Genomic DNA, 26,897 nt, shown 5'->3' on the forward strand with positions numbered 1-26,897 from the left:
TTTAAAAAATTAAAAAACCCTCTATTTTGAGGGTTTTTTTATGTTTTTACGTCAAAAAGTGTATTTTTTGATGTTTTTTTCTACAAAAAAGTGAAATAATTTTCATTACTTTGAAAACTCGTTTTACTACAAAACAAACAACTATGACTAAAATAACTGCAGCTATATCGGCGGTAGGAAAATATATTCCCGAGTACGCTCTAACTAACAAAGAGCTAGAAACAATGGTAGATACCAACGATGAATGGATTACCAGCAGAACAGGAATCAAAGAACGAAGAATCTTAAAAGGAGAAGGTCTTGGAACTTCTTACATGGCTATTAAAGCAGCCGAAGATTTACTACAAAAATCAAATACAAACCCTGAAGAAATAGACATGGTAATCGTAGCAACCGCTACACCAGATATGCCAGTAGCTTCTACAGCAGCATATACTGCCTCTAAAATTGGAGCGGTTAATGCTTTTTCATACGATTTACAAGCTGCTTGTTCTAGTTTTTTATACGGTATGTCTACTGCTGCTAGATATATTGAAAGTGGTCGTTATAAAAAGGTATTATTAATTGGTGCTGATAAAATGTCATCAATTATTGATTATACTGATAGAGCTACTTGTATCATTTTTGGCGACGGCGCAGGCGCTGTTTTATTTGAACCAAATAATGATGGCTTAGGATTGCAAGACGAATACTTAAGAAGTGACGGTATTGGTCGTGAATTCTTAAAAATAGATGCAGGTGGATCAATCTTACCTCCATCAGAAGAAACCATAAAAAACAAGCAACACTTTGTTCACCAAGAAGGTAGAACAGTATTTAAGTTTGCTGTTTCAAATATGGCAGATGTTTCTGAAAAAATGTTAACCAGAAACAACTTAACAAAAGAAGATATTCAGTGGTTAGTTCCACATCAAGCTAATAAAAGAATCATCGAAGCTACCGCTAACAGAGTTGGCTTAGAAGATGACAAAGTAATGATGAATATTCACAAGTACGGAAATACTACTTCTGCTACTTTACCGTTATTACTTGCCGACTATGAAAAAGAGTTGAAAAAAGGAGATAATTTAATTTTTGCCGCATTTGGTGGTGGTTTCACTTGGGGAGCTATCTACTTAAAATGGGCATATAACTCATAAACTAAACAACTAAAATTTAGGAAAATGGACATTAAAGAAATTCAAAGTCTTATAAAATTTGTAGCAAAGTCAGGTGCAAGTGAAGTAAAACTAGAAATGGAAGATATTAAAATCACCATTAAAACTGGAGGCGAAGCTGCTGAAACTACTATTATTCAAGCTGCTGCTCCTATGGCTCAAGCTCCTCAAATGATGGCTCAAGCTCCTGTTGCTCAACCAGCAGCACCAGCTGCAGCTGCTCCTGCTAACACTGAAGACGACTCAAAATATGTAACTATAAAATCACCTATCATTGGTACTTTCTACAGAAAGCCTTCTCCAGATAAACCTAATTTTGCTGAAGTAGGAACTGAAGTAAAAGTTGGTGATACTGTTTGTATTATTGAAGCAATGAAATTATTTAACGAAATCGAATCAGAAGTATCTGGTAAAATCGTTAAAGTATTAGTGGATGACTCTTCTCCAGTAGAATTTGATCAACCATTATTCTTAGTAGACCCATCATAATTTTTGGTTTAGAAGTTTTACGTTTAGAAGTTTAGTACATAACTAAACTCTTAAACACCTAAACCCAATAAACTCATAAACTAAAAGACATGTTTAAAAAGATATTAATTGCCAATAGAGGCGAAATCGCGCTACGTGTAATTAGAACCTGTAAAGAGATGGGTATTAAAACAGTGGCTGTTTATTCTAAAGCAGATGCTGAAAGTTTACACGTACGATTTGCTGACGAAGCGGTTTGTATTGGACCTGCTCCAAGTAGCGAATCATACCTAAAAATGGATCGTATCATTGCTGCTGCTGAAATTACAAACGCAGACGGAATCCACCCAGGATACGGTTTCTTAGCTGAAAATGCTAAGTTTTCAAGATTATGTGAAGAGCACGATATTAAGTTCATCGGAGCTTCTCCTGAAATGATTGACCGTATGGGAGATAAAGCGAATGCTAAAGCTACCATGAAAGCTGCGGGTGTACCTTGTGTACCAGGTAGTGACGGTGTAATCACCACTTTTGAAGAGTGTGAAAAAGTAGCTAAAGAAACAGGATATCCTGTAATGTTAAAAGCTTCTGCTGGTGGTGGAGGTAAAGGAATGCGTGCTGTTTGGAAAGCTGAGGATTTAAGAGATGCTTGGGATTCTGCAAGACAAGAATCTAAAGCTGCTTTTGGAAATGACGATATGTATATGGAGAAGTTAATTGAAGAGCCTCGCCATATTGAAATTCAAGTAGTAGGTGATGCTTACGGTAAAGCTTGTCACTTATCTGAAAGAGATTGTTCAGTTCAACGTCGTCACCAAAAATTAACTGAGGAGACTCCTTCTCCATTCATGACAGAAGAATTACGTGATGCCATGGGAGCTGCTGCTGTAAAAGCTGCAGAATATATTAAGTATGAAGGTGCTGGTACAGTTGAGTTCTTAGTAGACAAACACCGTAACTTCTACTTTATGGAGATGAATACTCGTATTCAAGTAGAGCACCCTATTACTGAAGAAGTAGTAGATTACGATTTAATTCGTGAACAAATTTTAGTTGCGGCTGGTGTGCCGATTTCTGGTAAAAACTACAAGCCTCAATTACACTCAATTGAATGTAGAATTAATGCAGAAGATCCTTATAACGGATTTAGACCTGCTCCAGGAAAAATAACCTCTTATCATGCGCCAGGTGGTCATGGTGTTCGTATCGATACTCACGTATACGCTGGGTATATGATTCCACCAAACTACGATTCTATGATTTCTAAGTTAATTGTTACTGCACAAACTCGTGAAGAAGCAATCAACAAAATGAAGCGTGCATTAGATGAGTATGTTATTGAAGGTGTAAAAACAACTATTCCTTTCCACAGACAATTAATGGATCATCCAGATTACGTAGCGGGTAATTATACCACTAAGTTTATGGAAGATTTTGAAATGGAAAAACAATCATAAAAAAAAGCCTAATGTTTAAAAACATTAGGCTTTTTTAATGTAAAAGGTTCTACTACCTCCTATTTTTCAAAACTCGATTTTTCAGGCAAGATACTCTCAAAAGCATCGTGTATTTCTTGCATTACTTTATCGTAGTTTCTTATGTGTATATTATCGTTTAAACAAACCAGTTTATACGATTGTTCTCTAACCGCCTTAATCGCTTGTTTTGACTTTATAACCAAAGAAAACATCTTAGTATCTTGATACGTATTATACGGTATAAAGTTAGATTTACATATCTGCCAAGTCTTAAACAACTCCGGCGTGTAGTCGTTATCACTTCTAAACCTGTGTGTAGACATTCCTGTAAGTTCATTTCCGCAGTGCTTCCAAACTTCTTCAAAAGTAGACTTTAAAAAAGGCTGTGCGTTGTGTGGTGTACGAAGAGTTACAAACTTGTTGTAGTACTTTAATAGTTTTGTAATTCTTGCTCGTGAACCATATGAAGGGTGAAACCATTTATCGTGATCTCTTTTAAAAACTTCTTTCTTATCAAAATGTTTATTGATAAGTCGAATGTTGTTTTTTAACATTTTCTCGAACTGAGAGATACCTGTATTGGTTCTAAAAGTGGCAATATCTTTTGGTAATCCATTTTCAAAAAAACGCGTTTCAGGGACATCGTTTATGATAAAAAAGTCGTCGTTGAAATACACAAATTGCTCTGACAAATCAGGAATTTTGTGCATATAAATCTCAATTAAATTAGAGTTAAAAACTGGTAAATATTCCTCTGGAATAAAATCAGAATGACTTACTAAATTAATCTTAGGATGATTTTCATCTAACCATTCAGGTTTCTGTCCGCTAGTTACAAAATGAATTTTTCTAACCCAAGGAGCAAACTTCTCAACACCTCTAAACCAATATTTTAAAAAACCGTGATCACGAAAACGTGCTTCTGATTTTTCGTTAACAGAATTATCTATTTTATCAGAAAATTTTGAAAACTCTTTAATCCATTTAGGGTCATCCATATCAACCCAAGTAACCACAAAATCTATTCCCATCTTATACTAAAATTAAGTAAACTTTCTAGGGTTCAAAAGTACTTCTTTTTAAATAAACTCTCTAAATTATTGAAAAATATAGATCGTGTAATCTTAGCATACAAACATTAAAACAAGAATTATCCGTTATATTTGCACTTTATAAAACAACTCTGTTAAATGGATTTTATCTTACAACCTTGGCCTTGGTATGTATCTGGACCACTTATTTCGTTGATACTTTTCTTATTTTTTTACTTCGGAAAAAACTTTGGCGTATCTACTAACTTAGAAACCATGTGTACTATGGCAGGTGCCGGCAAAGTATCTGATTATTTTAAAAAAGACTGGAAAGAACGCGATTGGGCTATCGTATTTTTAGTTGGTTTATTAATTGGAGGATATATAGCTATTAACTTTTTATCTGCTGCACCAGGAGTTGATTTAAACCCTACCACCGTTAACGAATTAGCTGAATTAGGTTTTGCTGATGCTGGAAAAACGTATGTGCCAAATGAAATTTATAGTATAGAAAACATGTTAACCTTAAAAGGTTTTGCCATTTTATTAGTTGCCGGAATTTTAATTGGTTTCGGAACGCGTTATGCTGATGGTTGTACCTCAGGACACGCTATTACAGGATTGAGTAGCTTTCAGTTACCTTCTTTAATTGCTGTAATTGGTTTTTTTATAGGTGGTTTAATTATGATTTGGGTACTTTTCCCTTTAATATTTGGTTAAGATGAAGAATTTGAAATTTTTAGTTATTGGTATAATTTTCGGAATTATTTTATCAAAATCAGAAGCTGTTTCTTGGTATCGTATTTATGAAATGTTCAAATTTCAATCATTTCATATGTACGGAATTATTGGTTCTGCCGTAGCTATTTCTACAGTGTTTATGTATTTCTTTAAAAGTGGAAAAATTAAAGATTACTTAGGTAACCAAATCAATATTAAAGAAAAGAAAAAAGGATTTATTAGAACTTTAGTTGGAGGAGCTCTTTTCGGATTGGGTTGGGCGTTAGCAGGTGCATGTCCTGCTCCTATTTTTGTTTTGATTGGACAAGGAATACTTCCAATGATTATTGTGCTTCTAGGAGCTCTTTTAGGCGCTTTTATTTACGGTTTGTTAAGTAAGAAGTTACCGAATTAATCTTTTAGCAATAGTGGTTCAAGTATTACGGAGTTTGTATTATCAACCACTTTCCAATTGTAGATTTTAGAAAGTTGGTAAATTTTCGATAATTCTTCAAATAACCGTGTTTTAGCGTCTTTTTGTAGTCGAGACACTGTAATTGTCGATTGAATCTTTTCTATAGCTTTAGCATTAAGCTTATTCAATTCTTGCTTGGAAAAAGTATTGAACTGACTCTGCTGTAAATCGAAGTATTTAATATCGGGAGAGATGAGAATTTCTTCTTCAGGAATTTTATTGATAATGATTTGTTTCCCTACACTATCTATCTGAATTTCTAATTTTGATAAGTCATAACCAACCTCTACCTTTGCATTCACAGAAAGCATTGCTTTTTTTTCAAACGTAAGGTATCCGTAAAAGTATTTTTTGGCATCTGTAAAGCTATACATTTCAGAAAAATTCCCTCCCGAAACCACTAGCTTACTCAGGTTCTGAATTCCATTTAAAACAACTTGAATTTCTTCTTGTTCATACTTTTCCTCCTTCTTTTCATACCAAAATTTTGCAATTAAAAATCCTAGTACAAAAACAGCAAGGTATTTTAGTAAACGCATAGTTTTCTTTTTCTATAAATATAAAAAAAGTAAATGAAAGTGAGATTTATGAAACCTTCTTTGTTTCTTCTTCCTCCTTTGGAAATGCTTGCTTATTTAATATGAACAATAACGCAACTCCAATAGTTATCCAAGAATCTGCTCCGTTAAAAATAGCATTGAAAAATGTAAAGTTTTCTCCTTGATAAATTGGGAAATACAACATATCAACTACTTTACCGTGAAATAATTCTCCGTAAGGATTATCAGAAAAAAGCGTAGCGACGTTGTGGTATGACGAATCGAAAATTACTCCGTAAAAAACAGAATCAATAATATTACCCACTGCTCCCGCTAAAATTAGTGATATTGCTATAATTACTGCTGTGTGTGTTTTTTTCTTAATGGTTTGCCACAACCAATACACAATACCGGTAACCGCAACTATTCTAAACAATGTTAAAAATAATTTTCCTGCTTTACCACCGAATTCAAACCCCCAAGCCATACCGTTATTTTCGGTAAAATGGATTCTGAACCAATCGTTAAAAACAATGATTTCTTCTCCTAATTGAAAATGGGTTTTGATGTATATTTTACTTATTTGGTCAATTAAAATTGCCAAAACTACGGTAAGTATTGCGATGTATTTTTTAGACATTATCTCAAATTAATGGAAACAAAAATAAGAAAACTATTCTTATGTTTTTTACAGTTATATTACAGAAAAAAGCCCCATATACTTTTCGTCATATTCGTCTTTATATAGTTTGAAAGAGGTAGTTTTTCTCAATCAAACTTAGCTTAATCCTTTCTTTTCACAGTAATATTAGCATGAATAGAATTTACGGTAAATATTTTGGATGATGATGAATTTTGGTTTAGAAATGGAGAAATTTTCTTTTTATCATTAACTAGAATTACTCCTTTATTTGTAGTTAGATCTAAATCCGTTTTAAATGCATCTGCAAATACATTTCCTTGAAAAAGATGCGCTTTTATATTTCCTGAAATGGTATTCAATTTTATGTTTCCTCTTTCAATATACACATCTAAATCTCCCTCATAGCTTTTTGAAGTCACTCCTATAGTTTTACCATGGATTGTAATATGCTTATTTTTTGGAGCTTTTATTACTACTCGAGCTCTTTCAAGTCTTCTTGTAATGTACTTTCTAAAAACTTCATCTTGAAGTGGGGGAATACTCAGTTCAAAACTTACTTTTAAAATCTCATTTTCCTCATAAAAAAGGATATTATGTGTATGCGGATTTTCATCGAACAGAGTTACCTCTAACTGATTATTTTCAGAATTCTCTACAACAATATCATCTAATCCGTAAGTAAGTACTTCAAGTTCATGCACCAGCATACTTCTTTTCTGCACTACTTTTTCTTGACTAAAAAGAAGTTGATTACCGACTATAAATAATAAGAACACATATTTCTTCATACAAAAAAAGCCTCTTAAAAGAGGCTTTATATAAATTTTCTACGGTTTATTGCTTGCGTTTTGCTTCAATACTTAACGTAGCATGAGGCACTAATTTTAAACGTTCTTTTTGAATTAACTTACCCCTAACTCTACAAATACCGTAGGTTTTATTTTCAATACGAACTAAGGCGTTCTTTAAATCTCTAATAAATTTCTCTTGACGAATAGCTAATTGCATGTTTGCTTCTTTAGCCATTGTATCCGATCCTTCTTCAAACGACTTAAATTGTGGAGAAGTATCATCGGTACCGTTATCAGATCCGTTTTTGTAAGAAGCTTGTAATAATTTTAAATCTTCTTCTGCTTTTTCAATTTTCTTTAAGATGATTTCTTTAAATTCTTGTAAATCACTGTCTGAATATCTTATTTTAACATCATCCATAATGCTATATTTTTTCAATTAACATTCTACTTTTAATGGTATCAAACTCAATTTCTGTACCTTTCTTTAAATCATCAACAAAAACTAATTCGTTTGTTAATGTTTCTGCTTTAATGTAGTTTTCATTTGCCAATACCGATTCTCTTAAATCATCAGCTTGTAAAATGGTTAATTTTATTTTATCGGTTACTTCTAAACCTGTGTCTTTTCGTGCGTTTTGAATTCTATTTACCAATTCTCTTGCCACACCTTCTTTGCGTAATTCGTCGTTTATCGTAACATCTAAAGCAACGGTTAACCCTTCTGCATTTGCTACCAACCACCCTTCGATATCTTTTGATGAAATCTCTACATCTGCGGTTTCTAAAGTAATCATTTTATTATTAATTTCCACAGAAACTTCTCCTTCTTTTTCTATTTTGAAGATGTCTTCTTGTGTAAATCCTTGTATTTGATTCGCTATCAGCTTCATATCTTTACCAAATTTCGGACCTAAAGCCTTGAAGTTTGGTTTGATTTGTTTTACCAAAATTCCTGAAGCATCGTCTAATAACTCAATCTCTTTAACGTTTACTTCTGACTTAATTAAATCTGCAACTGCTAAAATTTCTTCCTTCTGAACTGCATCTAATACTGGAATCATTATTTTTTGTAATGGTTGACGTACTTTGATTTTTTCTTTAGCTCTAAGAGATAAAACTAATGATGAAATCGTTTGTGCATTTTCCATTTTACGCTCTAATGATTTATCTACTAAATCAGCATTATACTTAGGGAATTCTGCAATGTGTACACTTTCAAAATCCTCTACACCTGTAGCGTTTACTAAATCTTTATATAAACGATCCATAAAGAAAGGTGCTACTGGAGATCCTAATTTAGCCACCGTTAACATACATGTATACAATGTTTGGTATGCTGAAATTTTATCTTGTGCATATTCTCCTTTCCAGAAACGTCTTCTACATAAACGCACATACCAATTACTTAAATGATCTTGTACAAAATCAGAAATTGCTCTGGTTGCTTTGGTTGGCTCATAATCTGCATAGAATTTATCAACCTTATCAACCAACGTATTTAATTCAGATAAAATCCAACGATCAATCTCTGGTCTTTCGTTAATTGGAATTTCAGCTTCGCTATACGTAAAGTTGTCAATATTCGCATATAATGAGAAGAATGAATAGGTATTGTATAAAGTTCCGAAGAATTTACGCTTTACCTCTTCAATTCCTGCAATATCAAATTTTAAGTTATCCCAAGGATTCGCGTTTGAAATCATGTACCAACGAGTAGCATCTGGACCAAATTCTGCCAAGGTAGTAAACGGATCTACCGCATTTCCTAAACGTTTTGACATTTTTTGCCCGTTCTTATCTAACACCAATCCGTTAGACACTACATTTTTATAGGCTACAGAATCGAATACCATTGTTCCGATTGCATGTAAGGTATAAAACCATCCACGAGTTTGATCTACACCTTCTGCAATAAAGTTCGCTGGGTAGCTTTCTTTAGTATCGATTAATTCTTTATTTTCAAACGGATAGTGCCACTGTGCATACGGCATAGAACCAGAATCGAACCATACATCAATTAAATCGCTCTCGCGTTTCATTGGTTTTCCTGATGTAGAAACTAAAGTGATTTTATCAACTACATTTTTGTGTAAATCAATTTTATCGTAGTTCTCTTCAGACATGTTTCCTACTTCAAAATCAGCAAAAATATCTTCAGTCATTACGCCTGCATCAACTGACTTTTGAATCTCTTCTTTTAATTCAGCTACAGAACCGATACAAATTTGCTCTGTTCCATCTTCAGTACGCCAAATAGGTAATGGAATTCCCCAAAAACGAGAACGTGATAAGTTCCAGTCATTGGCATTTTTTAACCAGTTACCAAAACGTCCTTCTCCTGTTGATTTTGGTTTCCAGTTTATCGTTTCGTTTAAATCGAACATCTTATCCTTTACATCGGTTACCTTGATAAACCAAGAATCTAATGGATAGTATAAAATTGGTTTATCGGTACGCCAACAATTCGGATAACTGTGTACATATTTTTCAACCTTAAAGGCTTTATTTTCTTCTTTTAATTGAATCGCTAACTCAACATCTACTGATCTTTCAGGAGCTTCTCCATCAGCATAGTACTCGTTCTTCACATATTTACCTGCAAATTCTCCCATTTCTGGACGGAACTTCCCTTGTAAATCTACTAAAGGAACTGGATTCTCATTTTCGTCTAACACTAACATTGGTGGCACTTCTGGAGTTGCTTGTTTTGCAACCAACGCATCATCAGCACCAAACGTAGGTGCTGTGTGTACAATACCTGTACCATCTTCGGTAGTAACAAAATCTCCTGAAATTACCCTAAAAGCATTTTCTGGATTCTGATATGGTAAAGCAAATGGTAATAATTGCTCGTATTTAATACCTACTAAGTCTTTTCCTATAAATTCTTTTACAACTGCATATGGAATTTGCTTATCTCCCTCTGCATAATTTGCTAATTCAGCTACATCTTCAACTTCATTAAACTTCTTTCCAGCAAATTGTTTACCTACCAGGTTTTTCGCTAACACCACTTGAATTGGTTCAAATGTGTATTGATTGAATGTTTTTACTAAAACATACTCAATCTTTGGACCAACCGTTAATGCTGTATTCGATGGAAGTGTCCATGGAGTCGTTGTCCAAGCTAAAAAGTGTACATCTCCATCAACTTGTAAAAAGTCTGGTAATGTTTCTTTTATCGTTTTAAACTGAGCTACTACTGTAGTATCTGTAACATCTTGATACGTTCCTGGTTGATTTAACTCGTGCGAGCTTAATCCTGTTCCTGCTTTTGGTGAATACGGTTGAATAGTATATCCTTTATACAGTAAATCTTTATCATAGATTTGCTTTAACAACCACCAAACCGATTCCATATATTTTGGTTTGTAAGTAATATATGGATCTTCCATATCTACCCAATATCCCATTTTTTCTGTTAGGTCGTTCCAAATATCGGTATAACGCATTACCGCTTTTTTACACGCTTCGTTGTATTCTTCAACGGTAATTTTTGTTCCAATGTCTTCTTTAGTGATTCCTAATTCTTTTTCAACACCCAATTCTACAGGTAACCCATGCGTATCCCAACCTGCTTTACGCTTAACTTGGTATCCTTTTTGGGTTTTATAACGACAAAAAATATCTTTAATGGCACGTGCCATTACGTGGTGAATTCCTGGTAAACCGTTTGCTGAAGGTGGTCCTTCAAAAAACACAAATGGTTCATTTCCTTCACGTGTAGTAATACTTTTTTCAAAGATGTTGTTTTCTTCCCAATAGTTTAATATTTCTTCTGCTACTTTTGGTAAATCCAATCCTTTGTATTCAGTAAACTTCTTACTCATTTTGTCGGTTTATTAATTGAATGTGCGAAATTACGTATTTTCTTGTAATTGTTGAATTTGAGATATAAAAAAACACCTCAAAATTGAGGTGTTTTTGATACTTTATAGGTTATAATTGTTATTTTTTAACTATATAAAAATAAGATCTTCTATTTTTTTGATGCTCTTTTGTAGAGCAGTTTGTTGTATCATCACAATTATTTAATAGTTTTTCTTCCCCATAACCTACTGCTTTTTCTATTCTTTCTGAAGAAACCCCTCTAGAAACAATGTAAGCTTTTGTTGATTTTGCTCTTTTATCAGATAGCTTTTTATTGTATTCTTTCGATCCTCTACTATCTGTGTGTGATTCTATTCTAATTATCATTTCTGGGTGGTTTTTCATTACCGAAACAATATGTTCTAACTCATATTCTGCATCTTTTCTTATTGTATGTTTATCAAAATCAAAATAAATAGGACTAATCACAATTTGATCTTCTATAATCAATGGTTTTAACGATAAATTTACTGTAACAAGCTGTTTATTTACATCAAGAGTTTGTAATTGTTTTGGGTAAGCTTTATAATCTTCTTTTTCTGCTATAACTGTAAATTTTTTCTCACAATCAACTTCAACAAACCTATAGTCTCCATTTTTTCCCGTTACTTGTTGTGCTTGAACCTTACCATTAGAATCAATTAATTTAACTGTTGCTCCTAATATTGGTTTATTGCTTTTTTCTTCTGATACTACACCTGTTATATCTTCTTTACAGTTATATAAAATAAAGCTATAAATGTCATCGTCTCCTTTTCCTCCTTTTCTATTAGAAGAGAAGAAACCTTTGTTCTTTTCATCGTCTATCACAAAAGCAAAATCGTCATACGATCCATTTATTGGAGCACCTAAATTATTTGGTTTTTGATAAGTACCTGAATTATTTTTTGATTCAAAAATATCAAGGGCACCTAAACCTAGATGTCCGTCTGAAGCAAAATACAAGGTATTATCTTTAGCGACGAAAGGAAACATTTCTCTTCCTTCAGTATTTATTTCTTTTCCCAAATTTACTGGTTCTCCGTAAGTGCTATTTTCTAAAAGTGCAACCTTGTATATATCTGTTTTCCCAAAACCATTTGGCATATCTGAAATAAAATATAATGTTTTCTCATCTGAGCTTAAAGCTGGATGCCCTACAGAATAATTATCATTATTAAATGGAAGTTCCTTTATATTTCTCCACTCTCCATTTTCAAACTCTGCTTTATATATTTTAAGATATGCTATTTGATTATCTCCTCCTTCTAATTTCTTTCCATTGAAATTTGTTCTGGTAAAGTACATTGTTTTACCATCTGAAGTAATTACAGCATTGGATTCGTGATATTGTGAACTTAATGATGAAATTATTTCTTCTTTTTCTAAATCTATTAATTGTTTTTCTTTATTATAAACTTCATTTGCTTTGTAGATATTTAAATGCGGTTGATTGTTCCATTTATATAGTTTGTCATTTTCTCCAACAGGTTTTGTAGAGGCAAAATAAAGCTTATTATCATAGGTAAACCCACCAAAATCAGAATACTGAGTATTGACTGAGAGATTGGTTATATTTACAAATGTTTTCTTTTTTCCATTACTATATTTGTTAAAATAACCTTCATTTTTCTCTAAAGCTTGCCCTCTTGAGTCATTCTCTTTAATTTCACTAAACTTTAAAAGCCATTTATCAGACTCTTTAATTTTTCCATTACTTTTTAAAGATTGTGCATATCTAAAAAAATATTCTGGCTCTGTAATACTCTCATAGTTTTCCATTAAAATTTTATACCATTTCTCTGCTTCTAAAAACTCTGAGTTATAATAATGAGAGTCTCCTAAACGACTAACAATTTCGTACGAATTATTTCCTTTATCATAAATTTTCTCATATAGTTCTGCTGCCTTTTTATAAGCAAAAACTTCAAAATATTTGTCGGCTGTGTATTTTCTTTGCCCTAAGCAAATGCCACTAAGAAAAATAAATATTACTACTAACTGTTTCCCCATGTCTCTTATCTTTTGTAGTTAAATAACACTAAAATAATTATCTTTTTTTATTCTAGCTTATTCCTCGCTCTTTTTTTATCTGTTCATAAGCTGCTTGAATTTTTTGAAACTTTTCGTTCGCTCCATTTTTATGCTCTTCTCCTAAGTTTTGCAGTTTATCTGGATGGTGCTTTTTAGCCATTTTTCGATACGCTTTTTTCACCTCATCATTAGTAGCTTCTTTTGTTATTTCTAGCATTTTATAAGCGCTATCAGACTCATCATAAAACATTGCTTTTATAGATGAATAATCGTATTCATTAATGTATAAATAACTTGCTATTTTTCTAATTTCTTGCTCCTCATTACTCGTTACTTGTCCATCAGCTTGCGCTATTCCGAATAAAAAATGAACTAACTGTAATCGCGTAGCATGCGACATGTACTGACGAATTTGTAAACAAACTTGACGTGTAGAAATTTGCTTTTTAATAATTCCGTTGAACAATTTAAATGCATGATTTGCTCTTTCTTTACCGTACATTTTCACAAAATACGTACGAACATAATCTAATTCGCGTTGATCTATTCTCCCATCTGCTTTTATAACTACCGATGCTAAGATTAATAAGCTAATTTCAAAATCTCCTGAAGTAGCTCTTCCTCTTGTTCCCTCATGTTGTCTTTTTTGATATTCTTGTTGTTCTTCTTTAAAATCTTCTACTGAAATTCCATCAATAAAACTCCCCACAACAAATCCTACAATAGCTCCAATAGGACCTCCTAACGTAAAGCCTGCTCCAGCCCCAAGCCATTTTGCAAATTTTCCCATTTATAAAATTTAAAAGTGCAAAGATAAAATTTTAAGCAACTACAACCATAGCTATTTGAAGTTGATTGTTGCCATGAAAAACAGTATCTTTGCTTTAAAATTTAATTCAAAAATATGTATCCAGAAGAATTAGTAAAACCAATGCGTGACCAATTAATCAATGCTGGTTTTGAAGCTTTATATACTGCTGAAGATGTTGACAATGCTTTAGCAAAAGAAGGAACTACGTTAGTAATGGTAAACTCAGTTTGTGGATGTGCTGCAGGTACTGCAAGACCAGGAGCTATTGCTTCTTTAGGGGCAGATAAAACTCCTACACATTTAACAACTGTTTTTGCAGGGGTAGAAAAAGAATCTACTGCGAAGGCAAGAGAATATATGATTCCTTTCCCTCCATCATCACCTGCAATCGCCTTATTTAAAGACGGAAATTTAGTACACATGTTAGAGCGTCATCATATTGAAGGGCGTTCTGCTGAAGCAATTGCTCAAAACTTAGCAGCTGCTTACGACGAGTTTTGTTAGGCTGTAGGCTGTAGGCTGTAGGCTGTAGGCTGTAGGCTGTAGGCTGTAGGCTGTAGGCTAAAAATAAAAAATCTGGAAAATTTCCAGATTTTTTTTTATTCTTGAAGTTTTCCACTTATCGTCTATCGTCTTGGTTCTTTTGTCTTTCAGCGAAGCGGTCTCTGTTCTCTTCTAAACTTTTTTAATCACATTGGTGACAATTCCCCAAATGATAAAATTATTTTCTTCCGTGATTTTTATAATAGGATAATCTGGATTCTCAGGTTTTAGCCAAACTTCTCCTCCTTCAACTCGCAAACGTTTTACCGTAAACTCTCCATCTAAAAAACAAACCGCTATCTTATTATTGGTCGGCGGAATGCTTCTATCAATCACCAACAAATCATTATCATCCAAACCTGCACCAATCATCGATTGACCACTTACTCGCGCAAAAAATGTAGCTTCTTTATTTCTAATAAGCTCCTCATCTAACGAAATACGAGTTTCTCTAAAATCATCTGCAGGAGAAGGAAATCCAGCAGAAATACCTATATCCATAAAGATAGCACCTTCGCTTTCATTTAATTCTTTCGGTAAAAAAAATGTCAATGCTTCTGATGCTTGTACTTGTTTTAATTTTCGTAACATCTTATTGTTTGTTGTTTAACTAAACTTACTTTACCTTGATAATATCGTTAATATTAGTTGTGTACTTGGGTGATAATCGTTCTTGACGCATCTTCCAAGTACGCCGTAAATCTTGATTGGCTAATTTAATCTTATCTGCTTTATAAGTCTGATTAATTTTATCAATCGCACTCATTAAAGAAGCGTGCTTCGGATTTTCACTTGCAAACATATCTAATTGATAATTATCTGAAGGCACCAATCCTGTTACAATAACTCCTGCTCTTTTGTAGTGTATTCCTTCTTTAAAAATAGTTGTTACTGCTTGTACCGCGCTTTTACAAATTGTTAATGTTGAATTGGTCGGATACGGAAACACTACTGTTTTACTTACACGATGTTGCTCTGTGTCTTTTTTATGATAATCGCTACGCAACAATACAATTACCATATGACAACTAGAATTTTGTTTACGTAATTTTTCTGCACAACTTGCGGCAAACGTAGAAATTCTTTCTTTAATATTATCTAAATCTGAAAAGGTATATTCAAAACTTCGGGTTGTTGCTATTGCTTTTTTGTTGGCAGGTTCATCTAATTCAATTTTCGAATCTCCTTCTAAGTCTTTTTTTAACTTCCAGCCTGTAATGGATAAATTTTTCAGCACCCAATCATCATTTAACTGTGTAAAATCATACGCTTTTACACATCCTTTAGCTTGTAGTCTTTTTTGTATACCTCTTCCAATTCCCCAAACACTTTCAATAGGAGTCCATTTTAACGCTTTGATTCTTTTTTCTTCGGAATCTATCACATAGACTCCTTCTGTTTCTTTCGGAAACTTACGTGCTATTTTATTTGCTACTTTACTTAATGCTTTTGTAGGTGCAATTCCTACACAAGTTGGAATACCTGTCCATTGTAAAATTCTACTTCTTATTTCAGTTCCATAAGAATTCAAATTATATCCATCAAAACCTTTGAATTGTAAAAAAGCTTCATCAATAGAATACACCTCTACATCGGGCGAAAATTGTTCTAAAATTTTCATCACCCGCGCACTCATATCACCATACAACGGATAATTTGACGACAGCACTGAAATTTGATTGTCTTTACAAAACTGATCCCACTTAAAAATTGGAGCTCCAAATGGAAGCTGTAATTTTTTTGCTTCATCACTCATTGAAATAACACACCCATCATTATTACTTAAAATAGCCACGGGTTTTCCTTGCAAATTCGGATTAAAAACCCGTTCGCAAGAAGCATAAAAGTTATTACAATCTACCAACGCATACATAATTGTAAAGGTACAGAATCTTCTGTTTTTACTCCTCTACAAACTCTAAAATATCTGCAGGTTGACAATCTAATGCTTTGCAAATTGCTTCTAATGTTGAAAAACGAATCGCCTTAGCTTTTCCTGATTTTAAGATGGATAGATTTGCTGTAGTAATTCCTACGATTTCTGCCAATTCTTTGCTTTTCATCTTGCGTTTGGCAAGCATTACATCTAAGTTTACAATAATTGGCATACTTATATAGTTAAGTCGTTTTCTTGTTTTAATTCTTTTGAAACTCTAAATATCTCTGAAAGCACTAAAAAGAAAAGTCCAAAACAGATACTTAAATAATGAGCTCCAATTCCAAAATCAAAATTTATAGTTGATGTTGTTGTTAGCTTTAAACCAACTCTAGCAACAATCATCAAAACACCTGAAATAAGTAATAAATTTCCTGCTCCTTTTAAATTCGTAATTACTTTTTCTGAAAACATCTTAGTTCTAACAAATTCTGTTAACACTACTCTAAACTTATAAACTGCATTATAAACTAGTACATACACCAACAAAAAAATTGCTACAAATACTTTTGAAGTTATGCTTGTACCTACATTAAAGTCTAACCCCATAATTTTAAAATTGCCTTGTTCTGTTACAAAAAATATAAGAGGAATACCTATAGCAAGAAAAGGAACCATGAGACTATATACAATAAAAATAAAGTCTATTAAGCTTTTTAAAATTTTTAATTTTCTCATAATTAGTTTATATGGTTAGGTCGTTTTCTTCTTTTAGCTCTCTCCCTCTTTTAAACACTTCCTTTAAAATATAAAAGAAGATAATGGCTAATGGATAGTATATTATAAAATCTAATGTTACTCTTTCTTTTGTTACAAAATGCGGTATATCTGTTTCATTAAAAACCATTGATATTGGTTCTAACGTAAATCCTTTTAAAGCAAAATCTATTATAAAAAGTGCTATTATTAATAATATAATTTTGTTTAATATTTTAATATTAGAGCAAAAAAACAAATCATAACTTTTTGTATTCTTTAAAAAAAGATTTAAAAAATATAGTATAAAAAAGTACCCTAAAAACTTTACAACTTTTGTCCATATGATATAAAATTTAGAATAGTCATTTAATAAATTATAATGTATAAACTTTTCTGTAGCCTCCCATTGCTCATAAGTTTCTGGTACTTTTTCAATACCATGGTTAAAAACCAATCTTCTACTTTCATCAATAATTAGTGAGTTATATTTTTCAGGAGATACCATAGAGTCAAAGTATATAAACACTAATCCTACACATAGAATTATTTGTATTAACATTATAAACTTCAAGAAAAGTGATCCATTTTTTAAAATCTTTTTTGTCTCCATAACATTTTATATTTTTTATTTCTTGCACAAATATATTAAAATTATTGAAAAACAATAATTTTTTATTTTTATATGATAATTAAACTTTTGCTATTTTTGTTACATGGCAAAAAAATTGAAAATTGACGGAATAGATAAAATCATTATCAAACGATTGGTAAATGATGCAAGAACTCCTATTTTAAGTATTGCTCGCGAAGTAGGTATATCAGGCGCTGCCATTCATCAACGGTTGCGTAAATTAGACGAATCTGATTTGATTGAAGGCTATAAAATGGTATTAAACCCTAAAGCCTTAGGATATACTACCACTGCTTTTGTTGGAGTGTTTTTAGATTCTGCCAGTTTATACTCTTCAGCTATTAAACGTTTAAAAGAAATTCCTGAAATTGTAGAAAGTCATTACACCACAGGTAACTATGCTATTTTTATTAAAATACTGTGTAAGAACAATGAAGATTTAATGCACCTGTTAAATAAGGATATTCAAACCATAAAAGGGGTTTCAAGAACCGAAACTTTTATATCTTTAGACCAACAAATAGATCGACAAATAAAAATTTAAAACCCCGAATGAACGATTTTATATTCTACTTTAAAATAGGCTTGTTTCATGTACTTGATTTTAAAGCCTATGACCACATTTTATTTTTAATCGTATTAGCTGTTGTATATCAATTTAAACAGTGGACAAAAGTTTTATGGTTAATCACTTTATTTACCATTGGACACTCGATAACGCTAGCACTTTCTGCCTACGGAATTTTAAATGTACGAGCAGATTTAATCGAATTTTTAATTCCGTTAACTATTTTTATTACAGGGTTAATGAATGTATTAACTGCCAAAAAAGCATCGGTAGGAAAAGAAAATCAGAATTTATTTTTTGCACTTTTCTTCGGATTAATTCACGGACTTGGTTTTTCCAACTATTTTAAAATTATGATTGGTAAAACTTCTGATAAATTTTTACCTTTAGTTGAGTTTGCTTTAGGTGTAGAAGTAGCACAAATTATCATTGTTTTAGGTATTTTATTAATCGGTGCGTTAGTACAATCAATCTTTAGTGTAAATCGTCGTGATTGGATTTTAATCATGTCGTCTATCGTTATCGGGTTCGCTTTACAAATGATGTTCGACCGTGTTTTTTGGTAAAAAATTAACGCCTAACTAATTCAAATCTAATCACCTTAGCTTAACTAAGAAAAAATCACACGAAACATTTTGAAGAAAAAACAATTAAAATATGACATTGCCTATTTAAAAATGGCGAATGAATGGGGACAACTTTCACACTGTATTCGTAAAAAAGTAGGTGCTTTAATTGTAAAAGATAGAATGATTATTTCTGACGGTTATAACGGAACTCCTTCTGGGTTCGAAAACTTTTGTGAAGATGAAGAAGGTTACACTAAATGGTACGTATTACACGCCGAAGCCAATGCTATTTTAAAAGTAGCATCTTCAACACAATCCTGTAAAGGTGCTACCTTGTACATAACTTTATCACCTTGTCAACAATGTAGTAAATTAATACATCAAGCAGGGATAAAACGTGTAGTATATTCACAAGCATACAAAGACCGATCAGGATTAGATTTTTTAGAAAAAGCAGGTGTTGAATTGACATATTTACCAAATGAACAAGAATAATTTACCTATATATTTCTCTATCGCAGTAGTTTTCGGTATTCTTATCGGAACTTTTTTTAGCGGTGGAAACTCAAGCAATTTTATTAGTAAAAGTACTTCTAGTGAACGTAAAATAAAACGTTTGATTGATTATATTCAAAGTGATTATGTTGACAACGTTAACACTGATGAATTATTAGATGGTGCTATTGCTGAAATGCTAGGTAAATTAGATCCGCACTCTGTATATATTCCGAAGGAAAACTTACAATTAGTTACCGAAAACATGCAGGGTAACTTTGTAGGTATTGGTGTTCAGTTTCGTATGATTGGTGATACGATTACCGTTATAGAACCTATTAAAGGTGGACCAAGTATTGAAGCGGGAATTAAAGCTGGAGATAGAATTTTACTTGCCGATAAAGACACGCTATACGGAAAAAACCTACAAACTTCCCAAATAATGAAAGCCTTAAAAGGGAAGCCAAATACTAAAGTTGATTTACAAGTTTATAGAAAAACCAATGACAGTGTTTTTGACATTACCATTAATCGTGGTAAAGTAAACATTAAAAGTGTTGACGTTGCTTACATGCTAAACGACAGTGTTGGTTATATAAAATTAGATCGTTTTGCTCGTAACACTTATGTAGAATTTAAAACTTCTTTAAACAAATTACTTACGAAAGGAATGACCGACTTGGTGTTGGATCTTCGTGGTAACGGCGGTGGCTTTATAGATATTGCCAACGATATTGTTGATGAATTTTTAGAAGATAAAAAACTTATTGTATTTACTAAAAACAATAAAGGAGATGTTGTTGAATCTTTCGCTACAGATAAAGGTGATTTTGAACACGGTGGTTTGTATGTTCTAATTGACGAAAACTCTGCTTCGGCTTCTGAAATTGTAGCAGGTGCATTACAAGATAATGACAAGGGAATTATCATCGGACGTCGTTCTTTTGGTAAAGGGTTAGTACAACAAGAAATGGATTTGGGTGATGGTTCTGCTGTGCGATTAACTACTGCTCGCTATTATACTCCTACAGGTCGCTCTATTCAAAAGCCTTACAAAGCAGAAGCTGACTCTGAAGAATACAGTCACGATTTTGAGCATCGTATAGAAAATGGTGAATTGTTCAATAAAGACAGTATTAAAACAGTAGATAGTTTAAAATACACAACACCTAAAGGAAAAATAGTGTATGGTGGTGGTGGAATTATCCCAGATCATTTTGTTGCGGTAGACACCTCTTCTTACATTCCTACGATTTTCTTCCGTCCTTTAAACGATTTTGCTTTTTCATACGTTGATGATAATCGTAAAAAATTAGCGTCTATAACGGTAGATGATTTTATTAAAAACTTTGATAAAGACCATAGCGTTTCTAACAAATTTCTAGAAGAAATTAAAGATTTCAGACTTTCTGAAAGAACAAAAAATCAACTTCGTAGCAATTTAAGGGTTTTAATAGCTCGTGAGTTGTTTAGTGATGAAGGTTTATATAAAGTAAATCAACAAGATGATAAAATGATTCAAAAAGTGTTTGAGTTAAAAAAAACACAATAATAAATCAGAAGGCATTAAAAATAATTGGAGGACTTGGAGCAATTTTTAGCTTTTGATTTCTTTTATTTAATTATTGAAAATTTCTTATACGGTTTGAATAATTCTAAGTAATTTTTTTAAGTAAAACAGCTTATTATTTCAGTTTAATTGGTATTTTTATAAGAAGCTAAATCAATTAAAATGAACATTTTACTAAAGCCTTTCGTTTTAAAACTTCAACATACGTTTACCATTTCTCGCGAATCTCACAACAAGCAACCCACACTTATTGTTTGTTTAGAGGATGAAGGAATTACAGGTTATGGAGAAGCCACTTCTAATCCGTATTACCATAGTACTGTCAATATACTACAAAAAGATATTTTACACTGTTGGGAGTTTATAAAGCATGCTTCAGTAAAACATACAACCCCAGAAAATTTTTGGAAACTAGCCCATCCTTATTTAAAAAACAACATGTTTGCTTTGTGTGCCTTAGATATGGCGTATACTGATTTATATGCTCGATATAAACAGCAAAAATTGTATGAATACTGGGATGAAACTATCGATAATAATCCACTTACCAATTACACTATAGGAATTGATACTATAAAAAAAATGGTTTTTAAAATACAAGAAAAACCTTGGCCTCTTTATAAAATAAAACTAGGAACAAAAGACGACATTACCATTGTTACCGAATTGCGAAAACATACAGATGCTATTTTTAGAATTGATGCCAATTGCGGTTGGACAGCTAATGAAACCATACAAAATGCAATACACTTAAAAACCTTGGGTGTAGAATTTATAGAACAACCTCTAAAAGCCGATGACTGGACATCTATAAAAAAAGTATACGAAAATTCAGTGCTACCTATTATTGCCGATGAAAGCTGTATTGTTGAACAAGATATTAAAAAATGTGCTGGTTTTTACCATGGTGTGAATATAAAACTGGTAAAATGCGGTGGATTAACTCCTGCTCGTAGAATGATTTCCGAAGCAAAAAAACTGCAATTAAAAGTTATGGTAGGCTGTATGACAGAATCTTCTGTAGGTATTTCTGCCATTGCTCATTTATTACCTCAACTCGATTATGTTGATATGGATGGCGCCTTATTGTTAAAAGAAGATATCGCTAAAGGAGTTGTGATTGAAAACGGAAAAATTTTTTATACAAACAGTTATGGAACAGGAGTAGAATTGTTATAAAATGTATTTAAATAGTTTTATAAAAACAAAAACTGTAATTAACCATAAAGAGTTTTTACTTTTTACAGGAACTTCATATTTGGGGGTTTCCGAAGTTGCTCCTTTTAATAAACAACTAAAACAAAGTATCGATATATGGGGAAGCGCTCACGGAAGTTCTAGAGAAGCTAATATTCAACTTTCTATATACAATACAGGAGAAAAACTCTTTGCTGAATTGTTTAACACTGAGACTTCAGTTACCACTTCATCAGGTACTTTGGCTGGAATTTTATCGGTAAAAACTTTACAAAATAGAAATACTGCTTTTTTATACATGCCAAAAACACACCCTTCTATTTTACCAGAAAAAAGCTTCCCTGTTTTTATTCACAATAAATTAAATGTACTACTAACCAATTCAAAAAAAGAAGAAATAATAATTATTACCGATGCTATAGCCAGTCTTGAAACTCACCCTTATTCTTTTACCTTTTTAAAAGAAATACACGCAAATAAAAAAGTTGTTTTACTTGTTGATGTATCACATTACTTAGGTGTTTACAATGATTTTTCACCCTTTACTTTCAACAATATTGAAACTATTTTTGTCAGTTCTTTAGGTAAAGCTTACGGAATTAACGGGGGTGTAATTGCAGGGAATACTACTTTTATACAGCAGGTAAAATCTAGCTCTCTTTTTAAAGGTGCTGCAGGTATGAGTCCTGCGTTTTTAGATTGCTTTGTTAACTCTCAAAATATTTACCGTAAACAACAACAGAAGCTACAAAATAACTGTGAGTATGTATTTAAGCATTTAAAGAACAACGCTAAATTTTGTATTTCAAAGAGCTACCCTGTCTTTTTTTACAGCGATGAAGCTTTAGCTAATTATCTATTCTCAAAAAATATAATTATTACTAATTTTTACTACCCAACTTCAACAAAAAAACTTAATCGAATTGTTTTAAACGCTAATCATACTAAAGAAGAATTGGATTTTTTAATAGAACAAATTCAATTATATTAAAAAAACCTCACGTTTTATAGTGAGGTTTCTTAAAAATAAAGCAAGGATTCTAAAAAAGTTTTTTTAGAATCCTTGCTTTTCCTTTCTTTTTGTAATATAAACTTCTCCAATTGTTGGGTTTTGAGGGCAGCTTTTTATTTGCTCAAACTCATCACCTGATTTCACAAAACCTGTTTGCAATATTTTAAAATAAACTCCCGGTAAGTCTTGCTGCCAAAACTGTTTTACAATTTTCATATCATTAAAACGTACCCCTAGTTTCATACAAGGTTGACGCGGCTTCGTTACTTCAATAACAACCTCTCCAACTTTAAAAGTATCGCCAACATGTAATTGACTTTCATCTAAATCAGAAACAGTTAGGTTTTCACCAAATATTCCGTATTCCCAATCTAAATTAGGATACAATTCTTTCCAGTATGAATAATGATTTTCTGAGTAAGCGTAAACTGCTTGATCTATTCCTCCGTGATGTTCTCTGTCACAAATAGCATCGTCTTTTACTTTTTCAACATCTAAAAAAATAGGTTTATCAACAGGAAATTTGAAAATACCTGTAGTAACGATTTTCCCTTTCCAATCGATTTCTTTTCGCTCTCCTATATTTGTTGCTACAATTTTCATGGATTATTCTTTGATTAAAAAGTTCTGCAAAACATCCGCTATTTTTCGGTTGTCTGATAATTGAGGAATTTTATTCTGACCTCCAAACTTACCTATCGATTTCATATACTCATGAAAACCTCCCTTTTGTACTTTTCTAATAATTAACGGGCGTAAAACTTTACCCGTAATTAAATCGAAATAATACACATTTTGCTCTTGCATAGAAGCATCGATTTTAGAAGCTAACTCCTCTAAATTCTCTGGTTCATTTTCAAACTCAATAAACCATTCATGATATGGCAATCCACTTTCTGGGTTTACCTGCGGAGCTACTGTAAATTCACTTATGTTAATATCAGTGCCTTTAATAGCATCATTCAACGCTTTTTCTACTTCTTTACCAATTACATGTTCTCCAAAAGCGGAAATAAAATGTTTGATACGTCCTGTTACTTTTATTCTATAAGGCTTTAAAGAAGTGAACTCTACAGTATCACCAATATTATAACCCCATAAACCAGCAGATGTATTTAAAATGATTACATAATTACCCCCTAACTGAACATCTTTTAACGAAATTCTTGTTGGGTTTTCATCAAAAAATTCATTTGCCGGAATGAACTCATAAAAAATCCCTGAATTCAACTGCAACAACATTCCTTTTTCAGTTTGAGAATCTTGATAAGCAATGAATCCTTCAGAAGCAGGATACAACTCTACATAATCTATTTTTTTTCCGATTAACGCTTCAAACTTATTCTTGTACGGTTCAAAATTTACTCCTCCGTACACAAAGAAATTGAAGTTTGGGAAAATTTCGGAAACCGTTTTCCCCGTCTTTTCAATCAGTTTTTCAAAATACATTTGTACCCAAGACGGAATTCCGCTAATTACCGTCATATTTTCCGGTAGCGTTTCTTCAACTACTTTATCAACTTTCACATCCCAATCTTCAATACAATTGGTTTCCCAACTTGGTAAGCGATTCTTTAATAAATAATTTGGAACATAATGAGCCGCTATTCCGCTTAAACGCCCTAGCTTCACACCGTTTTTATCTTCTAAAACTGGACTTCCTTGTAAAAAAATCATCTTTCCATCCACAAAACTAGCATCATTTGTTTCTGCTATGTAAAACAACAAAGCGTTACGTGCCGCAGAAATATGTGTTGGCATCGACTCTTTACTAATTGGAATATATTTTGCCCCAGAGGTAGTTCCTGAAGTTTTAGCAAAATACAACGGTTTTCCTTTCCATAAAACATCTTCCTCTCCTTCAACTACTCTATCTACATAATGACGTAAGCCTTCATAATCATTAACAGGTACACGTTTTTTAAAGTCTTCATAGTTATTGATTGATATAAAATCGTGATCTTTTCCAAACGCTGTTTTGCATCCTTCTGTAACTAAATACTGAAATACTTTTTCTTGTGTTTTATGTGGATCATTTGCCCATTTGTACACTTGCTTTCGTACAATTTTCGCAAATGGAATTGCTAATATTGATTTAATGCTCATTCTTTTTTTGATTGTTAGATTTTTAGATGATTGGATTATTAGACAACCTCTCTGTTCTCTACTCTTTATTACTGAAAATCTATATAATTGGTGGGATTTACTGGAAATCCATTATTCCATAACTCAAAATGTAAATGCGGACCAGTAGTTAACTCTCCTGTTGATCCTACACTTGCAATAGCCTCACCTGATTTTACAACATCTCCTTGCTCTTTTAATAAAGTTCCGTTATGCTTATACACAGAAATAAACTCATTAGAGTGTTGAATCGTTATAACATATCCTGTTTCTGCCGTCCATTCTGCTAAAATTACTGTTCCGTCCGCGACAGCTTTTACAGGAGTGCCTGTTTGCGCCACAATATCAATTGCGTAATGCTTTTCATTCAAATCAAAAGGCTGAGAAATAGTACCCGTTAAAGGTGAAAAGAATACATTTTTAATTCTGTTCTCTCCCCCTTCATACAACGGAAAAAGATCTTTATTATCTATCTTCTCTCTAAAAAGTGAATCTTGTTTCGTTGCCTGCAGTTTAGTTTCATCAACTACAATTGTTTGCATTTCGGTTGTTATAGAATCTATTTTTTCAGGTTCTATATCACCAGTTAACACGGGCTTTAACGCCTTTGTGTAACTTTCTATAATTGCTAACCTGTTTTTTAAAGAATCCGCTTCATAAGTTAACCTAGTAGCTTTCCTTTTTAATGCGGTTGAAGAGTAACCAGGAATATACTCTCGTATTCCAGTAAATGCAATTAATAGCGTTGTTAAAACTATAAGAAGTATTGAAAACACTCCACTAAAAACAAATACATTTAACCTCGATAACTTTAAAGAAAATCGTTCTTGAAATGTATCTTCATTTAAAATTACCAGTCTGTACTTATCTGTAAGCTTCTGTTTAAGCTTTCTTTTTTTCTTGTTTTTTGACACGTTTTATACTTGTTTGGGATTCAAATATACAACGAAAAAGTGGCGAAACTATTTTTTATAAAAGTTCATCTCGTCTATATACTTCCAAACTTTATATGGTAGTAAAGGTTTGCAGTTTTTTTCTTCTTTTATCGCTTTTCGTATCATGGTTGAAGAAACTTCTACTATCGGAGCATCAACTCTATGAATCTTCTCGTGATTCTTGAACTGATTTTCTACAATTCCTTCAGAAACTCTAGGGTACACATATATGTGATAATCTTCTAAAATAGCCTCATAGTTTTTCCACTTATGCAAGCTTTTCAGATTATCCTCACCCATGATTAAACTAAATGTATAATTTGGGTGTTTTTCAGAAATATGTGCTAATGTGTTAATTGTATAATTTGGTTGAGGAAGCCTAAACTCTATATCTGACGGTTGGATTTTTTCATACTCTTCAGTGGCCAAATACACCATATCTAAACGATGATGATTATCTAACAATGAACTTTTCTTTTTAAATGGGTTGTGAGGTGTTACCACCATCCAAATTTCATCTAAGTCAGAATACTCAACCATGTGATTGGCTATGATTAAATGCCCTATATGAATTGGATTAAAAGTTCCGAAGTATAATCCTATGTTTTTCATATTTAAA

The 26,897-nt window shown here is 32.4% G+C and carries 29 protein-coding genes; 12 read left to right on the plus strand and 17 right to left on the minus strand.

Annotated elements, in window-relative coordinates; translation table 11 throughout:
* Window positions 1–143: 143 nt before the first annotated feature.
* The 3 genes from ACR9ES_RS07285 to accC all read left to right on the plus strand — a co-directional run bounded on the left by ACR9ES_RS07285 (window position 144) and on the right by accC (window position 3,082).
* A complete protein-coding gene (locus ACR9ES_RS07285; RefSeq protein WP_028892218.1) occupies window positions 144–1,139 on the plus strand; it encodes a beta-ketoacyl-ACP synthase III in 996 nt (331 codons plus the stop codon).
* Window positions 1,140–1,163: 24 nt separating this feature from the next.
* Window positions 1,164–1,646 carry an acetyl-CoA carboxylase biotin carboxyl carrier protein gene (accB, locus tag ACR9ES_RS07290; RefSeq protein WP_028892217.1) on the plus strand — a complete coding sequence of 161 codons (483 nt, stop codon included), beginning with the start codon at window positions 1,164–1,166 and terminating at the stop codon, window positions 1,644–1,646.
* An 89-nt stretch (window positions 1,647–1,735) separates the two neighbouring features.
* Window positions 1,736–3,082 carry an acetyl-CoA carboxylase biotin carboxylase subunit gene (accC, locus tag ACR9ES_RS07295; protein ID WP_435253725.1) on the plus strand — a complete coding sequence of 449 codons (1,347 nt, stop codon included), beginning with the start codon at window positions 1,736–1,738 and terminating at the stop codon, window positions 3,080–3,082.
* A 59-nt stretch (window positions 3,083–3,141) separates the two neighbouring features.
* Here the strand turns inward: accC and ACR9ES_RS07300 are convergent, their stop codons facing one another.
* Window positions 3,142–4,134 (minus strand): Stealth CR1 domain-containing protein, encoded by a 993-nt coding sequence (locus tag ACR9ES_RS07300; RefSeq protein ID WP_435253726.1) that lies wholly within the window; start codon window positions 4,132–4,134, stop codon window positions 3,142–3,144.
* A gap of 159 nt (window positions 4,135–4,293) precedes the next feature.
* On the opposite strand from ACR9ES_RS07300, the gene ACR9ES_RS07305 reads away from it, so the two are divergent.
* Together ACR9ES_RS07305 and ACR9ES_RS07310 are read left to right on the plus strand one after the other, a co-directional pair.
* A complete protein-coding gene (locus ACR9ES_RS07305) occupies window positions 4,294–4,854 on the plus strand; it encodes a YeeE/YedE family protein (protein ID WP_435253727.1) in 561 nt (186 codons plus the stop codon).
* Window position 4,855: 1 nt separating this feature from the next.
* Entirely contained in the window at window positions 4,856–5,269 is a 414-nt protein-coding gene (locus ACR9ES_RS07310; RefSeq protein WP_435253728.1) for a DUF6691 family protein, read from the plus strand.
* On the opposite strand, the gene ACR9ES_RS07315 is transcribed toward ACR9ES_RS07310, so the two are convergent.
* The 7 genes from ACR9ES_RS07315 to ACR9ES_RS07345 form a co-directional block, all read right to left on the minus strand.
* On the minus strand, window positions 5,266–5,868 hold the full coding sequence (locus ACR9ES_RS07315; RefSeq protein WP_435253729.1) for a DUF4230 domain-containing protein: 603 nt from the start codon (window positions 5,866–5,868) through the stop codon (window positions 5,266–5,268). The two genes, ACR9ES_RS07310 and ACR9ES_RS07315, sit on opposite strands and share 4 nt — an antisense overlap.
* A gap of 46 nt (window positions 5,869–5,914) precedes the next feature.
* Complete coding sequence (locus ACR9ES_RS07320; protein ID WP_435253730.1) at window positions 5,915–6,508, minus strand: lipoprotein signal peptidase; 594 nt, start codon at window positions 6,506–6,508, stop codon at window positions 5,915–5,917.
* A 143-nt stretch (window positions 6,509–6,651) separates the two neighbouring features.
* Window positions 6,652–7,299, minus strand: coding sequence for a hypothetical protein (locus ACR9ES_RS07325; RefSeq protein ID WP_435253731.1), 648 nt, complete (start codon window positions 7,297–7,299; stop codon window positions 6,652–6,654).
* Between the two features lie 46 nt (window positions 7,300–7,345).
* A complete protein-coding gene (locus ACR9ES_RS07330) occupies window positions 7,346–7,723 on the minus strand; it encodes a TraR/DksA family transcriptional regulator (protein ID WP_435255632.1) in 378 nt (125 codons plus the stop codon).
* A gap of 4 nt (window positions 7,724–7,727) precedes the next feature.
* Complete coding sequence (gene ileS, locus ACR9ES_RS07335; RefSeq protein WP_435253732.1) at window positions 7,728–11,135, minus strand: isoleucine--tRNA ligase; 3,408 nt, start codon at window positions 11,133–11,135, stop codon at window positions 7,728–7,730.
* Window positions 11,136–11,253: 118 nt separating this feature from the next.
* A complete protein-coding gene (locus ACR9ES_RS07340; RefSeq protein ID WP_435253733.1) occupies window positions 11,254–13,167 on the minus strand; it encodes an OmpA family protein in 1,914 nt (637 codons plus the stop codon).
* A 52-nt stretch (window positions 13,168–13,219) separates the two neighbouring features.
* Window positions 13,220–13,978 (minus strand): TerB family tellurite resistance protein, encoded by a 759-nt coding sequence (locus ACR9ES_RS07345; RefSeq protein WP_274633843.1) that lies wholly within the window; start codon window positions 13,976–13,978, stop codon window positions 13,220–13,222.
* A 114-nt stretch (window positions 13,979–14,092) separates the two neighbouring features.
* Here ACR9ES_RS07345 and ACR9ES_RS07350 point away from each other — a divergent pair, with 114 nt between their 5' ends.
* Window positions 14,093–14,503 (plus strand): BrxA/BrxB family bacilliredoxin, encoded by a 411-nt coding sequence (locus ACR9ES_RS07350; protein WP_028892207.1) that lies wholly within the window; start codon window positions 14,093–14,095, stop codon window positions 14,501–14,503.
* Between the two features lie 171 nt (window positions 14,504–14,674).
* On the opposite strand, the gene ACR9ES_RS07355 is transcribed toward ACR9ES_RS07350, so the two are convergent.
* Genes ACR9ES_RS07355 through ACR9ES_RS07375 form a run of 5 tightly spaced genes read right to left on the minus strand, consistent with a single transcriptional unit; the run spans window position 14,675 to window position 17,736 of the window.
* Complete coding sequence (locus ACR9ES_RS07355; RefSeq protein ID WP_274633842.1) at window positions 14,675–15,133, minus strand: LexA family protein; 459 nt, start codon at window positions 15,131–15,133, stop codon at window positions 14,675–14,677.
* A 25-nt stretch (window positions 15,134–15,158) separates the two neighbouring features.
* Window positions 15,159–16,415, minus strand: a complete 1,257-nt coding sequence (locus tag ACR9ES_RS07360) for a Y-family DNA polymerase (protein ID WP_435253734.1) — start codon at window positions 16,413–16,415, stop codon at window positions 15,159–15,161.
* Window positions 16,416–16,443: 28 nt separating this feature from the next.
* Window positions 16,444–16,650: a helix-turn-helix domain-containing protein gene (locus ACR9ES_RS07365; RefSeq protein ID WP_047789930.1), complete on the minus strand. Its 207-nt coding sequence runs from the start codon at window positions 16,648–16,650 to the stop codon at window positions 16,444–16,446.
* 2 nt (window positions 16,651–16,652) lie between these two features.
* Complete coding sequence (locus tag ACR9ES_RS07370; protein WP_274633840.1) at window positions 16,653–17,156, minus strand: DUF2975 domain-containing protein; 504 nt, start codon at window positions 17,154–17,156, stop codon at window positions 16,653–16,655.
* A gap of 7 nt (window positions 17,157–17,163) precedes the next feature.
* Window positions 17,164–17,736, minus strand: coding sequence for a DUF2975 domain-containing protein (locus ACR9ES_RS07375; RefSeq protein WP_274633839.1), 573 nt, complete (start codon window positions 17,734–17,736; stop codon window positions 17,164–17,166).
* 154 nt (window positions 17,737–17,890) lie between these two features.
* Between ACR9ES_RS07375 and ACR9ES_RS07380 the strand changes: the two genes are divergently transcribed.
* From ACR9ES_RS07380 to ACR9ES_RS07405, 6 genes are all read left to right on the plus strand, one after another.
* Window positions 17,891–18,352 (plus strand): Lrp/AsnC ligand binding domain-containing protein, encoded by a 462-nt coding sequence (locus ACR9ES_RS07380; protein WP_120186168.1) that lies wholly within the window; start codon window positions 17,891–17,893, stop codon window positions 18,350–18,352.
* A gap of 8 nt (window positions 18,353–18,360) precedes the next feature.
* Window positions 18,361–18,942: a HupE/UreJ family protein gene (locus tag ACR9ES_RS07385; protein ID WP_435253735.1), complete on the plus strand. Its 582-nt coding sequence runs from the start codon at window positions 18,361–18,363 to the stop codon at window positions 18,940–18,942.
* 66 nt (window positions 18,943–19,008) lie between these two features.
* Window positions 19,009–19,440, plus strand: a complete 432-nt coding sequence (locus ACR9ES_RS07390) for a deoxycytidylate deaminase (protein ID WP_120186167.1) — start codon at window positions 19,009–19,011, stop codon at window positions 19,438–19,440.
* Window positions 19,427–20,992 (plus strand): S41 family peptidase, encoded by a 1,566-nt coding sequence (locus ACR9ES_RS07395; protein WP_435253736.1) that lies wholly within the window; start codon window positions 19,427–19,429, stop codon window positions 20,990–20,992. Before ACR9ES_RS07390 ends, ACR9ES_RS07395 begins: the two co-directional genes overlap by 14 nt.
* A 180-nt stretch (window positions 20,993–21,172) precedes the next feature.
* The gene (locus tag ACR9ES_RS07400) at window positions 21,173–22,189 is read left to right on the plus strand and encodes a dipeptide epimerase (RefSeq protein ID WP_435253737.1); all 1,017 of its coding nucleotides are present in this window, start codon (window positions 21,173–21,175) and stop codon (window positions 22,187–22,189) included.
* A 1-nt stretch (window position 22,190) separates the two neighbouring features.
* Window positions 22,191–23,198: an aminotransferase class I/II-fold pyridoxal phosphate-dependent enzyme gene (locus ACR9ES_RS07405; RefSeq protein ID WP_435253738.1), complete on the plus strand. Its 1,008-nt coding sequence runs from the start codon at window positions 22,191–22,193 to the stop codon at window positions 23,196–23,198.
* 63 nt (window positions 23,199–23,261) lie between these two features.
* Here the strand turns inward: ACR9ES_RS07405 and ACR9ES_RS07410 are convergent, their stop codons facing one another.
* The 4 genes from ACR9ES_RS07410 to nadD all read right to left on the minus strand — a co-directional run bounded on the left by ACR9ES_RS07410 (window position 23,262) and on the right by nadD (window position 26,890).
* Window positions 23,262–23,822, minus strand: coding sequence for an MOSC domain-containing protein (locus tag ACR9ES_RS07410; RefSeq protein ID WP_435253739.1), 561 nt, complete (start codon window positions 23,820–23,822; stop codon window positions 23,262–23,264).
* Between the two features lie 3 nt (window positions 23,823–23,825).
* A complete protein-coding gene (locus ACR9ES_RS07415) occupies window positions 23,826–25,325 on the minus strand; it encodes a GH3 family domain-containing protein (protein WP_435253740.1) in 1,500 nt (499 codons plus the stop codon).
* Between the two features lie 68 nt (window positions 25,326–25,393).
* A complete protein-coding gene (locus ACR9ES_RS07420) occupies window positions 25,394–26,257 on the minus strand; it encodes a M23 family metallopeptidase (protein WP_408036804.1) in 864 nt (287 codons plus the stop codon).
* A 48-nt stretch (window positions 26,258–26,305) separates the two neighbouring features.
* A complete protein-coding gene (gene nadD, locus ACR9ES_RS07425) occupies window positions 26,306–26,890 on the minus strand; it encodes a nicotinate (nicotinamide) nucleotide adenylyltransferase (protein ID WP_435253741.1) in 585 nt (194 codons plus the stop codon).
* Between the last annotated feature and the right edge of the window lie 7 nt (window positions 26,891–26,897).

Origin of the sequence: Tenacibaculum sp. A30, from assembly GCF_051200845.1 — a bacterium.
Taxonomy (GTDB): domain Bacteria; phylum Bacteroidota; class Bacteroidia; order Flavobacteriales; family Flavobacteriaceae; genus Polaribacter.